This window comes from Rhizobium sp. P40RR-XXII, from assembly GCF_012641405.1.
In the GTDB taxonomy this organism is placed as follows: domain Bacteria; phylum Pseudomonadota; class Alphaproteobacteria; order Rhizobiales; family Rhizobiaceae; genus Rhizobium.
Genome location: NZ_JABAII010000002.1, coordinates 519,465 through 532,647, shown reverse-complemented (window position 1 = coordinate 532,647; position 13,183 = coordinate 519,465). Strand labels below are relative to the sequence as shown.

15 protein-coding genes, 2 tRNA genes and 1 pseudogene are annotated in these 13,183 nt (G+C 58.4%); 5 read left to right on the top strand and 13 right to left on the bottom strand.

From position 1 onward, the window contains the following. Positions 1-93: 93 nt before the first annotated feature. Positions 94-888 (bottom strand): hypothetical protein, encoded by a 795-nt coding sequence (locus tag HGP16_RS05895; protein WP_168839064.1) that lies wholly within the window; start codon positions 886-888, stop codon positions 94-96. A gap of 202 nt (positions 889-1,090) precedes the next feature. After that, a complete protein-coding gene (locus HGP16_RS05890) occupies positions 1,091-1,531 on the bottom strand; it encodes a VOC family protein (protein WP_168839063.1) in 441 nt (146 codons plus the stop codon). Positions 1,532-1,728: 197 nt separating this feature from the next. On the opposite strand from HGP16_RS05890, the gene HGP16_RS05885 reads away from it, so the two are divergent. The 3 genes and pseudogenes from HGP16_RS05885 to HGP16_RS05875 form a co-directional block, all read left to right on the top strand. Continuing rightward, positions 1,729-2,307 (top strand): cold-shock protein, encoded by a 579-nt coding sequence (locus HGP16_RS05885; RefSeq protein ID WP_092715668.1) that lies wholly within the window; start codon positions 1,729-1,731, stop codon positions 2,305-2,307. A gap of 13 nt (positions 2,308-2,320) precedes the next feature. Beyond that, the gene (locus tag HGP16_RS05880; RefSeq protein ID WP_409526812.1) at positions 2,321-2,821 is read left to right on the top strand and encodes a DUF192 domain-containing protein; all 501 of its coding nucleotides are present in this window, start codon (positions 2,321-2,323) and stop codon (positions 2,819-2,821) included. 151 nt (positions 2,822-2,972) lie between these two features. Then, positions 2,973-3,257: pseudogene (locus HGP16_RS05875) on the top strand (transposase); the annotation flags it as partial. 44 nt (positions 3,258-3,301) lie between these two features. Here the strand turns inward: HGP16_RS05875 and HGP16_RS05870 are convergent. The 5 genes from HGP16_RS05870 to HGP16_RS05850 all read right to left on the bottom strand — a co-directional run bounded on the left by HGP16_RS05870 (position 3,302) and on the right by HGP16_RS05850 (position 5,142). Further along, a tRNA-Arg gene (locus tag HGP16_RS05870) sits at positions 3,302-3,378 on the bottom strand. A 91-nt stretch (positions 3,379-3,469) separates the two neighbouring features. Beyond that, entirely contained in the window at positions 3,470-3,775 is a 306-nt protein-coding gene (locus tag HGP16_RS05865; RefSeq protein WP_168839060.1) for an ETC complex I subunit, read from the bottom strand. A 174-nt stretch (positions 3,776-3,949) separates the two neighbouring features. Further along, a tRNA-Pro gene (locus HGP16_RS05860) sits at positions 3,950-4,026 on the bottom strand. A gap of 255 nt (positions 4,027-4,281) precedes the next feature. Next, positions 4,282-4,443 (bottom strand): hypothetical protein, encoded by a 162-nt coding sequence (locus tag HGP16_RS05855; RefSeq protein WP_168839059.1) that lies wholly within the window; start codon positions 4,441-4,443, stop codon positions 4,282-4,284. Between the two features lie 90 nt (positions 4,444-4,533). Beyond that, positions 4,534-5,142, bottom strand: coding sequence for a LysE family translocator (locus HGP16_RS05850; protein WP_168839058.1), 609 nt, complete (start codon positions 5,140-5,142; stop codon positions 4,534-4,536). A 104-nt stretch (positions 5,143-5,246) separates the two neighbouring features. Between HGP16_RS05850 and HGP16_RS05845 the strand changes: the two genes are divergently transcribed. Further along, on the top strand, positions 5,247-5,714 hold the full coding sequence (locus HGP16_RS05845; RefSeq protein ID WP_409526811.1) for an Lrp/AsnC family transcriptional regulator: 468 nt from the start codon (positions 5,247-5,249) through the stop codon (positions 5,712-5,714). A gap of 118 nt (positions 5,715-5,832) precedes the next feature. On the opposite strand, the gene HGP16_RS05840 is transcribed toward HGP16_RS05845, so the two are convergent. From HGP16_RS05840 to HGP16_RS05825, 4 genes are all read right to left on the bottom strand, one after another. Then, complete coding sequence (locus HGP16_RS05840; protein WP_168839056.1) at positions 5,833-6,606, bottom strand: amino acid ABC transporter ATP-binding protein; 774 nt, start codon at positions 6,604-6,606, stop codon at positions 5,833-5,835. A 19-nt stretch (positions 6,607-6,625) separates the two neighbouring features. Then, a complete protein-coding gene (locus HGP16_RS05835) occupies positions 6,626-7,780 on the bottom strand; it encodes an amino acid ABC transporter permease (RefSeq protein WP_168839055.1) in 1,155 nt (384 codons plus the stop codon). Between the two features lies 1 nt (position 7,781). Beyond that, positions 7,782-8,975: an amino acid ABC transporter permease gene (locus tag HGP16_RS05830; protein ID WP_168839054.1), complete on the bottom strand. Its 1,194-nt coding sequence runs from the start codon at positions 8,973-8,975 to the stop codon at positions 7,782-7,784. A 97-nt stretch (positions 8,976-9,072) separates the two neighbouring features. Beyond that, complete coding sequence (locus HGP16_RS05825; RefSeq protein WP_168839053.1) at positions 9,073-10,098, bottom strand: amino acid ABC transporter substrate-binding protein; 1,026 nt, start codon at positions 10,096-10,098, stop codon at positions 9,073-9,075. 371 nt (positions 10,099-10,469) lie between these two features. On the opposite strand from HGP16_RS05825, the gene HGP16_RS05820 reads away from it, so the two are divergent. After that, a complete protein-coding gene (locus tag HGP16_RS05820) occupies positions 10,470-11,660 on the top strand; it encodes a cystathionine beta-lyase (protein ID WP_168839052.1) in 1,191 nt (396 codons plus the stop codon). On the opposite strand, the gene HGP16_RS05815 is transcribed toward HGP16_RS05820, so the two are convergent. Both HGP16_RS05815 and HGP16_RS05810 read right to left on the bottom strand, forming a co-directional pair. Then, the gene (locus HGP16_RS05815) at positions 11,661-12,824 is read right to left on the bottom strand and encodes an FAD-dependent monooxygenase (protein ID WP_168839051.1); all 1,164 of its coding nucleotides are present in this window, start codon (positions 12,822-12,824) and stop codon (positions 11,661-11,663) included. A 28-nt stretch (positions 12,825-12,852) separates the two neighbouring features. Next, on the bottom strand, positions 12,853-13,098 hold the full coding sequence (locus HGP16_RS05810; protein WP_168839050.1) for a zinc-finger domain-containing protein: 246 nt from the start codon (positions 13,096-13,098) through the stop codon (positions 12,853-12,855). Positions 13,099-13,183 lie beyond the last annotated feature (85 nt).

Here is a 13,183-nt window from a genome sequence, read left to right as displayed (position 1 = left end):
TGACAGATGGGTGAAGCGACCGGTCTTCTCGAATAATCGAGCCTTAACAGGGCTTTGCGGCGATATCGAAGGCGTCCTGGAAACAGGGGCTTCCTACTGGCCGTTGGCGCCTTGCACCGGCTGTACCATCAGCTTGCCGTTCTGAGGCTGGTTCTTCGATGCGACGAACTGCGCCAGGATCGCTGCCTGTTTGCTGTTCAACACGCGGACGTTAGGGTTCGGTGTAGCCACGACGCCCGAGGGTGCCGCCTGCGCAGCCGGCTGCCCCGAATTCGCTGCGGGAGGGCTTGCATTGCGGATGACGGGCGGCGGCAGCATATCGGCCGAGGTGCGGCCGTTCGGCACGCCTGTGGCGTCCATAGCCTGCGGCTCCGTGGTCTGCATCGCTGTCGGCGGCGTGCTGTAGACGCTGTGCATCATCGGCGTGATGGCTTGTGTGCCGTCGGGCTGCGTCTTGGCAAGCGTCCCGTCCGGGTTGACGGCGATCGGCGGCGGAGCTGAAAAGATGCTGCTTCTGTTCGCATTGACGCCGGTCGGCTGTGTCACCAGGCCGGCAATGCCAGTCTGTCCTTCCGCGGGAGCTGCCGTCGGGGCGGGATAGAACGCTTGATTCTGCTGGGCGACGATCTGCTGGCGCGTATCGTTGACGCTATGCACCAAAGGGTCGCGATAGGTGCCATCCGCCTTGCGTCGCCGGGCGTCGGCCCTGTTGTTCATGTCGGCCGCAAGCTGTTCGGCCGCCGTCGGTTGGGCGGCGGGCGCCGCTTCCGATGTCTCTACCGGCTTCTTGGCCGTGGTCGCGCAGCCCGCGATCATCACAAATGACGCGATGACGGCAATAGTGCTTGCTAGCTTCTTCCCGCCGTATAAAATCTGCTGATCGCACATGGGACGTTCCCTGCAAGAGGTTTGCATCGGAACGGCCTCCTGCGAGGGACGATGATACCGCACGGGTCGACTGGGAACGATAACCGCGCGATATCCGATGCATGATGCTTCGAGTCGTCCAAGCATGCCGGAGGATGGGCATAGGCGGCAAGCGCGAAACGGATGGCTCCGCGCGTGCCGTAAGCCTCGCGAAAGCTTGCGCCTACCAGGAGCCGGTATTGGGCATCGAGGACCAGGGCTCGGCGGACGGAAGATTGTCGCCCTTCTGCAGGATTTCGATGGAAATGCCGTCCGGAGAGCGCACGAAGGCCATGTGACCGTCGCGCGGCGGGCGGTTGATGGTGATGCCATTGTCCATGAGCTTCTGGCAGGTCGCATAGATGTCGTCGACTTCATAAGCGAGGTGACCGAAATTGCGCCCGCCGCTATATTCCTCCGGGTCCCAGTTATAGGTCAGTTCCAGGCTGGGGGCACCGTTGCTGCGAGACGATTCGGCATCCTCGCCCGCTGCAAGGAACACGAGTGTGAAACGGCCTTTCTCGTTCTCGTAGCGGCGGGTTTCAGTGAGACCGAACAGGGTGCTATAAAAATGCAACGAGGCGTCGAGATCGGTGACGCGGACCATCGTATGGAGATAACGCATTCTATTTCCTCTCTTAATGTTGAGCTGGCCGGATCTTCGATCGAGGCACCAGCTTCGCGCAAGTCTTGGAGCGGTAATCTTAGGGTGGGAATAAACGAAAACTAGGACTTGCGCTTTTCCGTTACCAAGATGTTAATCTTGATATCAGGGAATCAGTTAACCGTAACAGTGTGACGCGTAATCGAGGGCTGGCTAGGATGGGTGACAGAATTTCATCGAAGGGAGTTGACGACTTCGAGGAGATGTCGGGCGATACCGTCGAGCTCATCGAAATCTCAGGCGTCGTCAAGTGGTTCGATGTCGCCAAGGGATTCGGTTTTATCGTGCCCGACAACGGCATGCAGGATGTCTTGCTGCATGTAACGTGTCTGCGCCGTGATGGTTATCAGACGATCCTTGAAGGAACCCGCATCGTCGCGCTGATCCAGCGCAGGGAGCGTGGCTATCAGGCCTTCAAGATCCTCTCCATGGATCAGTCGACCGCAGTGCATCCCTCGCAGATGCCGCCGGTGCGCACGCATGTGCAGGTGACGGCGACGAGCGGCCTGGAGCGCGCACTGGTCAAGTGGTTCAACCGCACCAAGGGCTTCGGCTTCCTGACGCGCGGTGAGGGCACCGAGGATATTTTCGTGCATATGGAAACGCTGCGTCGTTTCGGCCTGGCCGAGCTGCGGCCGGGGCAGGTGGTGCTCGTCCGCTTCGGGCCAGGCGAAAAGGGCCTGATGGCGGCGGAAATCCATCCGGATGCGCCGAGCCCGGTTACGCGGCCGCATTGATATGAACAGAGACATGTTTGTTCGAGTTCTGAGAAGCGCCATTTTGGCGCTTTTTCTCGTTGGGGCCATGGCCCCGTCTTCCTTCGCGGCGCAAACCGCGGGACAGCAGTTGATGGCCTTCGATTCGGAGCCGCTGACGATCGCATCGGCCAAGGGCCAGACACATAAATTCACCGTGGAGCTGGCGCTGACGCCGGCGCAGCTTGAATATGGCCTGATGTATCGCGACAAGATGCCGGCCGACCACGGAATGCTGTTTGCTTTCGGCGCGCCGCGGCCGGTCATGATGTGGATGAAGAACACCGAGCTGTCGCTCGACATGCTCTTTCTGGACCAGAACGGCACCATTACGCATATCCAGGAAAACGCCGTGCCCTATTCCGAATCGATCATCAATTCCGGCGGACCGGTCGCCTATGTGATCGAATTGAACGGCGGAATCGTTAGGAAGCTCGGCCTTGCCGTCGGCGACAAGGTGACGAGCGCCACGATCTCGGCAAAGCTCGGCAAGTAGCGCGTCTTCGATACATGGCGATCTGAAGGCCACGGCGGTAGGGGCAGGGTCGGCCAGCGCTATCGTCGTCGCAATGCCGATTCACTACCGGGCACGAGGTTGTCACCCATGTCTTAGGGACAAACTGTTACCTATGTCTTCGGTATGGACAGTCTACGCGGCCTCGCCACGCCCCTATGAGGGACTGCCCGAGATCAGCTATCCCTTCCACGACCGCGATGCCATCGTCACCAACTGCGGCCGTCTGTGCATCCATCGCAAGAAGATCAACATCTCGACCGTCATGGCCGGCCAGAGGCTCGGAATCAAGGAAGTCGACGACGGTATTTGGCTCGTCAGCTTCATGCATTATGATCTGGGATATATCGATCTGGAGCAGAGAACTTTGCAAACCATCCACAACCCGTTCGGCACGAGGTTGTCACCCATGTCTTAGGGACAAACTGTTACCTATGTCTTCGGTATGGACAAGAAAGATTTTGGCGACCCCTGCAGGATTCGAACCTGCGACCACCTGCTTAGAAGGCAGGTGCTCTATCCAGCTGAGCTAAGGGGCCTAGGGCCAAGCCGCAAGTCAATTGCGGCCGCCAACTCATGCCTGAAACCGCCGTCAAACTCAATGGGCGGCGGCCTCAATAAACGCCGTCCTCAGTGAGTCCAGGGCTGGATGCGTGTAAAGCGAAAATTGTCGGAATAGGAAACAACCTGTCGAATCGCATCCTTCGGAGCAATGACGCGATAGTCGATGCCGTTACGCTGGGCATAGGCCTCAGCCTGTTCCTGGGTATCGAACGTCAGCTTGAGCTGCTGGCGCGTATCGGCCGAAGATGTATAGCCCATGATCGGATCGATCTTGCGCGGGGTCTCCTGATCGAACTCCAGGACCCAGATATTGGTCTTGGCCTTGCCGGATTGCATGGCGGTCTTTGCGGGACGATAAATCTTGGCAGGCATTGCTGCAGCGCCTCCGAATAAAGCGGGAACTCCCGCTTTTGCTTCCTTTGCCGTTGCGCGACCCATACAGGCCGCGCGAACACGACTTTTGCTTAGCCGCGAATCCCTTTGTTTTCAAGCGAAAAGGCGATCCGCATGAGCATGGATTCGTCGATATGAATGGGGATTTAAAAATGGTCGGAGTGGAGAGATTCGAACTCCCGACCCTCTGGTCCCAAACCAGATGCGCTACCAGACTGCGCTACACTCCGTACCGTCACGCATGGTCTTCAGAATGCCGGCCTATGCCGAAAGATCATGCTTCAAGTTCCTGTACCGCCTGACATCTGCCTTGCGGAACGAGTGGGGAGATACACGGTTCATCTTCCTGCTGCAACAGCTAAAATCATGCAAAACGCATTCCGTGCGAAGCGACCTTCATCAATTTGGGGAAATGGCTCCAGGAGCCATGCAGCACAAACAGCGTATCGTGCGTCTGCTCCCGTGTGCCTTGATTTCAGTAATCCCTAGTTCGCCGCTCGCGGCCAGCCCGCGGCGTCCGAAGGTCTTGTCGCATCGACCGTCATCTGGATGAGATCGTAGCCGAACATCGATCCGGCCAGTTTGATGGCGATGATGGCTGCACTCAAAAGCGCCAGCCCGCCGATGATTCTATCGCTTTTCTTCACGGCCCGCTTCCCCTGACGTCTCGTGAATGCCGCGTTATTCACGGCGGCAAAGAGTATATCGGGTTTTATGCGAAGCGCTACGGGGCTTACTCACGCTGCCAATCGCGAGGCCGCAATCAGGAGAAGACAGCCTGCGATGCCCTCGGTCCAACGCCGGTGGCGATCGCTGAAGCCGTTGCGCGATCCGATCGTTGCAAGGACGAGGCTGAGGAGGACATTGACGGCCGCGCACAGCCCGATGAATACGGATGATAGCAAGGATGCCTGCAGCGCTATGTTTCCATCGTGGTTGATGAACTGCGGCAGGATGGCGAAATAGATCATCATGCCCTTGGGGTTGAGGACAGAGGTCAGAAAGCCGCGCCGAAATCCACCTGTCGCAATTCCGGATACCGCCGTGACCTCGCCAGCCTTCAGTGAGGAGCTTATGAGGCGGGCTGCGAGGTAGGCGAGATAAGCGATGCCGATCCAGCGCAGCAGCATGAACAGGAGAGGAAAGGCGGCGATGATGGCTGCCACGCCGAGGGCAGCCAGCGTGGAATGGACGATGTAGCCGATGCAGATACCGGCCGTCGAGCGTAGTCCGGCGATGGCGCCGCCGGAGATCGTCTGCGATGCCACAAACAGTATATCCGGCCCGGGCGTGCAGATAAGAGGCAGGACGGTGGCCGCAAAAAGAAGAAGATTGGCGTTTTCCATGGATGGAAGCCTAGAGGCTTTCCGACGCAATTGGCTTGCAAAAATGCTAGTTTCTATCTGATAATTGGCATTGAAATTCAAAAAATCTATTTTATCGGTGGAGAATGCCAATGCGGCTGGACGAGATCGACAAGCGCATCTTGCGCGCGCTGCAGCGCGACGGGCGGATGCAAAATGTAGAGCTGGCAAAAGAGGTCGGGCTTTCGCCATCGCCTTGCCTGCGGCGTGTGAAGCTCCTGGAGGATGCCGGCATCATCGATCGCTATGTGGCGGTGCTGAACTCGGTCAAGGCCGGCTTGCCGCTGTCACTGTTCGCTCGCGTCTGGCTGACGGCACAGGACGCCGAAACGATCGATCGCTTCATAGCGGCCATGAAGAAACTGCCCGAAGTGATGGAATGCTACATCATGCTTGGCGAAAGCGATGCGCTGCTGCGCGTCGCCGTGTCCGATCTCGATGACTACAGACAATTCCAGTCCACGCATCTGACGAAGGTCAACGGCATCCAGAACGTCAAGACCGACGTGCCGAGCCAGATCGTCAAACAGACCTATGCTTTGCCCTTGCGCTGACAGGCTTGCCTCGCAGCCTGTGTCGCGAGGGCTAGACATGAAAAACCCGCCGGCTGCGATGCAGCGGCGGGTTTTTCTGGTCGAACTGTTGCTAGATTAGAGCGTGATGCATCCGGCTCTAGTGCAGGATCTGGCTAAGGAACAGTTTGGTGCGTTCATGCTGCGGATTGTCGAAGAATTCCTTCGGCGAATTCTGTTCGACGATCTGGCCCTGGTCCATGAAGATGACGCGGTTGGCGACCTGGCGGGCGAAGCCCATTTCATGGGTCACGCAGAGCATGGTCATGCCTTCTTCGGCAAGGCCTACCATCGTGTCGAGCACTTCCTTGATCATTTCCGGGTCGAGCGCGGAGGTCGGCTCGTCGAACAGCATGATCTTCGGGTTCATGCAAAGCGAGCGGGCGATTGCCACGCGCTGCTGCTGGCCGCCGGAAAGCTGGCCGGGATATTTCTTTGCCTGTTCGGGGATCTTGACGCGCTTGAGGAAGTGCATCGCAATTTCTTCCGCCTGCTTCTTCGGCATCTTGCGCACCCAGATCGGCGCCAGCGTGCAATTTTCCAGAATGGTCAGGTGCGGGAAGAGATTGAAGTGCTGGAACACCATGCCGACTTCGCGGCGCACTTCATCGATCTTCTTCAAATCGTTCGTCAGCTCCACGCCGTCGACGATGATCTGGCCTTTCTGATGCTCTTCCAGGCGGTTGATGCAGCGGATCATCGTCGATTTGCCCGAGCCGGAAGGGCCGGCAATGACGATGCGCTCGCCGCGCATGACCTTCAGGTTGATATCGCGCAGCACGTGGAAATCGCCATACCACTTGTTCATGTTGATCATGTCGACCGCGACTTCAGTCTCGGAAATGGTCAGTTTTTTCGGTTGGGCGTCAGCCATTTTCTATTTCCCTCAATTTTTATCGCTTGTGGCCAGTGTCGAGATGGCGTTCCATGAAACCTGAATAGCGCGACATGCCGAAGCAGAACAGCCAAAATACGAATCCGGCAAATACCAAACCCGTGATTGGGGTCACTGCGCTTGCCCATGTGGCATCCGAGAAATTCTGACGGACGATGCCGAGCAGATCGAACATGCCGATGATCGCCACAAGCGACGTGTCCTTGAACATGCCGATATAAGTGTTGACGATGCCCGGGATGACCAGCTTGATCGCCTGCGGCAGTACGATCAGCCGCATCTTCTGCCAGTAGCCGAGGCCGAGCGAATCGGCCCCTTCGAACTGGCCCTTCGGTATTGCCTGGAGACCGCCGCGAATGACTTCCGCCATATAGGCCGAGGTGAAGATCGCAACGCCGACCACGGCACGCAGCAGCTTGTCCACCGTCCAGCCCTGCGGCATGAACAGCGGCAGCATGTAGCTCGCCATGAACAACACCGTGATCAGCGGCACGCCGCGGATAATTTCGATGAACATCACGCACAGCATGCGAAGGATGGGCAGTTTCGACCGGCGTCCCAGCGCAAGCAGGATGCCGAACGGAAAGGAGACCGCGATTGCGACGAAGGCAATCACCAGCGTCACCAGCAGGCCGCCCCATCTCTCCGTTTCCACGGTCTCGAGGCCGAAGCCGCCATGGAGCAGGAAGAACGAGATAATCGGCAGCACGAAGAAAGCCAGGATCGCATTCAATCCTTTCCTGGGAACCGATGGTATCAGGAGCGGCGCGAAGGCAATGATCGTCAGGATGATGACGAGTATGGGCCGCCAGCGTTCGTCCGGCGGATAGAGACCGAACATGAAGATGACGAATTTCGCGCGGATGAAGGCCCAGCAGGCTGCATTCCACCCATCCGGCTGGGTTCCGCCTTGAACGGTCGTGGCGCAGAATGTGCGGTCGGTTCCGCTCCAGACGGCATTTATGAAAAGCCAATTGACCAGATGCGGTATCGCCCAGGCAAGCAGGGCAATGGCAAGAACAGTCAGAACCACGTCCTTCGGTGAGGCAAAGAGGTTCTTTTTGATCCAATGCCATGCGCCTTTTTCGCCGGCCGGTGCGGGTTGCTGCGACAAAAGGGTCTTGCTGACGAAGCTTTGATTTGGATTCGGCATCTTATCTCTCCACCAGAGCCATCTTGGCGTTGAACCAGTTCATGAACAGCGAGGTTACGATGCTCAGGGCGAGATAGATGATCATCCATATGATGACGACTTCGACCGCGCGGCCGGACTGATTGAGGATCACGCCGCCGACGGCGACGAGATCGGCATAGCCGATGGCGATGGCGAGTGACGAGTTCTTGATCAGGTTGAGATATTGGCTCGTCAGCGGTGGAATGATGATGCGCATGGCTTGCGGGATGACCACAAGCCTGTTGATCGCCGAAGCGCGCAGGCCGAGCGCCCCCGCCGCTTCCGACTGACCTTTCGCTACGCCACGAATGCCTGCGCGCACGATCTCGGCAATATAGGTCGCGGTGTAAAGAGACAGCGCCAGAAGAAGCGCGAGGAACTCCGGTCCCACGACGAAACCGCCCGTCAGATTGAACTTGCCAGCCACGGGATAGTCGAATGAGAGCGGCAGGCCGGCCGCGAGGAAGGCCAATAGCGGCAGACCGATCAATAGGCCGATCGATACCCAGATCGTATGGAATTGCTGGCCCGTCGTCGCCTGGCGCTTATGTGCCCAGCGCGCTACGAAAAACACCACGGCGATGGCGACCAGGAAGGCGACGCCGACGGTCCACATGCCCGTGCCAAAAATCGGGCTGGGGAAGGCGAGACCGCGATTGCTGAGATAGGTGGAGAATGGCAGGTGCACGGCGTCTCGAGCCTGTGGCAGCAGAACCAGAACGCCGCTGTACCAGAAAAAGATGACGAGCAGTGGCGGTATGTTGCGGAAGAGCTCGACATAGGCCTGTGAAAGTTTTGCAATCAGCCAATTGTGCGAAAGCCTGCCAATACCGATGATAAAGCCGACGATCGTTGCGAAGACGATGCCGACGGCTGAAATAAGAAGCGTATTCAGCAGGCCGACGAGGAGCGCCTGGGTATTGGTGGAATCGCTCGAATAGGGAAGCAGCGCCTGTCCCAGATTGAAGCCGGCGCGACCTTCGAGAAAGCCGAAGCCGAAGGAGCGGTTCAATGCGTGCAGATTGTCGATCGTATTCTCAACGATGAACCAGCAGATACCCGCCAGAATGATGATCGTGATGGCCTGATAAAACGCCCCCCTGACTTTGGGGTCGTATAGCGCTGCCGATAGGGATGAGCGCTCGCCTTCAGGCGAATTGGTAGTAATTGCCATACAGAATTTTCCCCAATGTGCCTGTTTCAGGCTTGTTTTCTTGAGGTGAGAAAGGCGGCTTGCCGCCTTTCTCCGAGAGTTGGGCCGTTCGCGTGACTTAGCGAACCGGCGGTGCGTACTGGATGCCGCCCTTGTTCCACAGAGCGTTGAGACCGCGAGCGATCTTCAGCGGGCTGCCTGCGCCGATGTTGCGGTCGAAGACTTCGCCGTAATTGCCGACGCCCTTGATGACATTGTAGGCCCATTCGTTGGTGAGGCCCAGGTCGGTGCCGATCGTGGAGCCCTGTTCGACGCCGAGGAAGCGCTTGATATCAGGATTTGCCGAACCCTTCATCTCGTCGACATTCTTCTGCGTGATGCCGAATTCTTCGGCATTGACAAGCGCATAGGCGGTCCAGCTGACGATGTTGAACCACTGATCGTCACCCTGGCGAACCGCCGGGCCAAGCGGCTCCTTGGAGATGATTTCAGGCAGAACGACGTTGTCGTCCGGGTTCTTCAGCGTCAGACGCAGCGAATAGAGGCCGGACTGGTCGGTGGTGTAGACGTCGCAACGGCCGGAATCGTAGGCGGTGTTGACTTCCTCGAGCTTGTCGAAGACCACCGGATTGTACTGCAGGTTGTTGGTCTTGAAGTAGTCGGCAAGATTGAGTTCCGTCGTCGTGCCGGACTGGACGCATACGGCGGCGCCGGAGAGTTCGAGAGCCGACTTCACGTTCAGTTCCTTGCGAACCATGAAGCCCTGGCCGTCATAATAGGTGACGGGGCGGAACTTGAGACCAAGCGCGGTGTCGCGGTTGATGGTCCAGGTGGTGTTGCGCGACAGCACGTCGATTTCGCCGGACTGCAGAGCCGTGAAGCGGTCCTTGGCGCTGAGAGGGGTGTATTTAACCTTCGTCGCATCTCCGAAGACGGCCGAAGCGACGGCCTTGCAGAAGTCGACGTCGAAACCGGCCCAGTTACCGGATGCGTCAGGCTGTGCAAAGCCGAGAAGGCCGGTATTCACGCCGCATTGAACAAAGCCCTTGGCCTTCACGTCGCTCAGCGTCGAGGCCGAAGCGCCCGATGCGGTGTAGGCCAATGCTGCGACTCCGAAGAATGCGGAGAGAGCAAACTTTTTCATTTTCCCTACCTTTGTCTATTTGTCTTATAGTTAAAATGTAATCGCTTCCGAAGCAGGTTCTTGGAGAACCACGTTCCTTCCCTTCCCGGTGCGAGTGGTCCTATCACAGTCGCAAATGGTGTAACGGTCAAGAGATCGCCTCAATAATTGCGGATTTATTCGGCATTTTTGCCCTTCGAGGCTGAAAAAATGGCGTTTGACGCCAAAATAGGCGGCATTTTGCCGAAAAACTGCGCGAAATTGGAGTTTTTTCAATAGTTTCGTTATTTTAGCCTTCGAATAAAAAGCACTGCGGAAAGGATCGGGGTTGACCCCACCGGACTTGCCCGCCACAAATCCGGTTTCCTACAGCGCCAAAGGCATATCCGGACATGAAAGACAAAGACACATTCCTGCAGAACGCCGGCATCAATACGCGTTTATCCCACATCGGCAATTCGCCCTTCGATTTCCACGGATTCGTCAATCCGCCCGTCGTGCATGCCTCCACGGTGCTGTTCCCCAATGCGCACGTCATGGAGACACACGACCAGAAATACACCTATGGAACGCGCGGCACGCCGACGACGGATGCGCTGTGCGAGGCGATCGATGCGCTGGAAGGGTCGGCTGGAACAATCCTCGTGCCGTCCGGGCTTGCGGCCGTCACCGTGCCGTTTCTCGCTTATTTGTCTGCCGGCGATCACGCCCTGATCGTTGATTCGGTCTACGGTCCAACACGCTTCTTCTGCGACACCATGCTGAAGCGCCTCGGCATCGAGATCGAATACTACGATCCCATGATCGGAGCCGGCATCGAACAATTGATCAGACCGAACACCAAGCTGGTTCACACCGAGGCGCCGGGTTCCAATACTTTCGAGATGCAGGATATTCCCGTGATCTCGGCGGCGGCTCACCGGCATGGCTGCGTGGTGACAATGGACAATACCTGGGCGACGCCGCTCTATTTCAAGCCGCTCGATCACGGCGTCGACGTTTCCATTCATGCCGTCACGAAATATCCGGCCGGCCATTCCGATATTCTGATGGGAACCGTTTCCGCCAATGCGGCGCACTGGAAGCAGTTGCTGGACGCGCACGGACAGCTCGGCATCTGCGGCGCGCCTGACGACGCGTATCAGGTGCTGCGCGGCTTGCGCACCATGGGCGTGCGCCTGGAGCGGCATCAGGAGAGCGCGCTTGCGATTGCCCAGTGGCTCGAGGGCAGGGAAGAGGTCGCGCGCGTGCTGCATCCGGCACTGCCGAGCTTTCCCGGCCACGAATTATGGAAGCGCGACTTCAAGGGTGCAAGCGGGATCTTCTCTTTCGTTCTCGCGGTCGACGATGCGCGGAAATTCAAGGCGAAGGCGCATGCCTTCCTCGATGCCTTGCGCATTTTTGGTCTCGGCTACTCCTGGGGCGGTTTCGAAAGCCTCGCCCTGCGGGTCAATCTCAACGACCGTCGCGTCACCAAGGCTCCGACGGAGGGTCCGGTCATCCGCCTGCAGATCGGCCTGGAAGACGTCGCCGATATCAAGGCGGACATTGAGAAGGGCTTCGCCGCAGCCAAGGAGGCTTGATCAGCCGATGGCGCGATAGCCGTAGATCCAGTCCATGTCCGCCGCAAGGCTTTGCGGCGGACGAAGCGAGAGAACGAGGTCGCGCGCCATCCGGATCGGCCCGCGGGCGTGATAGGCAAATTGATTGAAGGCGGCGCGCTGGCGCAGGCGGGCGATGCGCGGCGCTCGATGTTTCTCGTAGAGATCGAACGCTTCCGACGGCGGACGTGTCGCCAGCATGCCCGCCAGCTCGAAGGCGTCCTCGATCGCCATGGCCGCGCCCTGAGCCGCAAACGGCATCATCGCATGCGCGGCGTCGCCGATCAGGATCGTGTCGTTGCCGTTGTGCCAGCGGCCCGCACCCATCTCGTAAAGTGGCCAGAAGCTCGCCTGTTCCTGTCTTTCCAGCATGTGCAGGATCGTGTCGTTCCAGCCGGAGAAGCCGCGCAGCATACCCTCCCGTTGAGCCTTGCTGCCGGTGGCGTTCCAGTCATGGCTGGCGCTGCTGCCGGAAACGATCGCGACGATGTTGAATGCCGCATTTTCCCGGATCGGATAGCAAACGAGATGGCTGGAGCGGCCTAGAAAGGCCGTGACGCTGGTGCGGTTCAGGATCGCCGGCGCGGATGCTTCCGGAATCGTGAAACGCCATGCGATATTTCCGGAAAAGAGCGGCAAGGGGGCGCCAGGCACAAGGGAGCGTGTCTTCGACCAGACGCCATCGGCGCCGATGATGAGATCAAAGTCGCGGCCAGCGATTCCATCCGGCATCGTTCGGTCTTCAATATCGATGCGCCGGCCAAGATGCAGCGTGCACAGCGCATTGGCGGCAACGGCATCGAGAAGCGCCTTTTGCAGCGTGGCGCGATGTGCCGTCCCGTAGGGCGCTCCCCACCGTTGCCTCGCAAAATTCCCGCATGGAACGGACGCGATTTGCCGCAGCGAGGAGCCGGATACCAGCTGAACCTCTTCAGGCTCCAGCCAGAGGGGCCGAAGCGCATCGAGCACGCCAAGCGTATCGAGGATGCGGGAAGCATTCGGGGATATCTGCAAGCCGGCGCCGACTTCGGTCAGCGCTTCGGCCTGTTCGAAAATGTCCGATTCTATGCCGTGTCTCGCCAGCGCCAGCGCTGCAGTCAATCCGGCTATTCCGGCACCGATGATGGCGGCTCTTTTGATCGGCATCGATTATGTCCGATCGGAATCGACGGTATTACGCCGCCTTGAAGTGGAAGACGCAGCCCGCAGGATTGGTCTGATCCGCCTTCAGCGACGGATTGTAGCGGTACAGCGTCGAGCAGTAGGAGCAGACCTTCTCGCTCTCGTCACCGATATCGATGAAGATATGCGGATGATCGTAGGGAATCGAGGCGCCGGTGCACATGAATTCCTTCACGCCGATTTCGATGACGCGATGTCCGCCGTCGTTCTGGAAATGGGGAATATTGTGGCCGGCCATGATGATCTCCGAATGCGTCCTGCCGTGAGCGGCATGAATGTTGCGCCAGACTTGGTAGCCCCTCTTTATAATCCTTCTTCCTGAT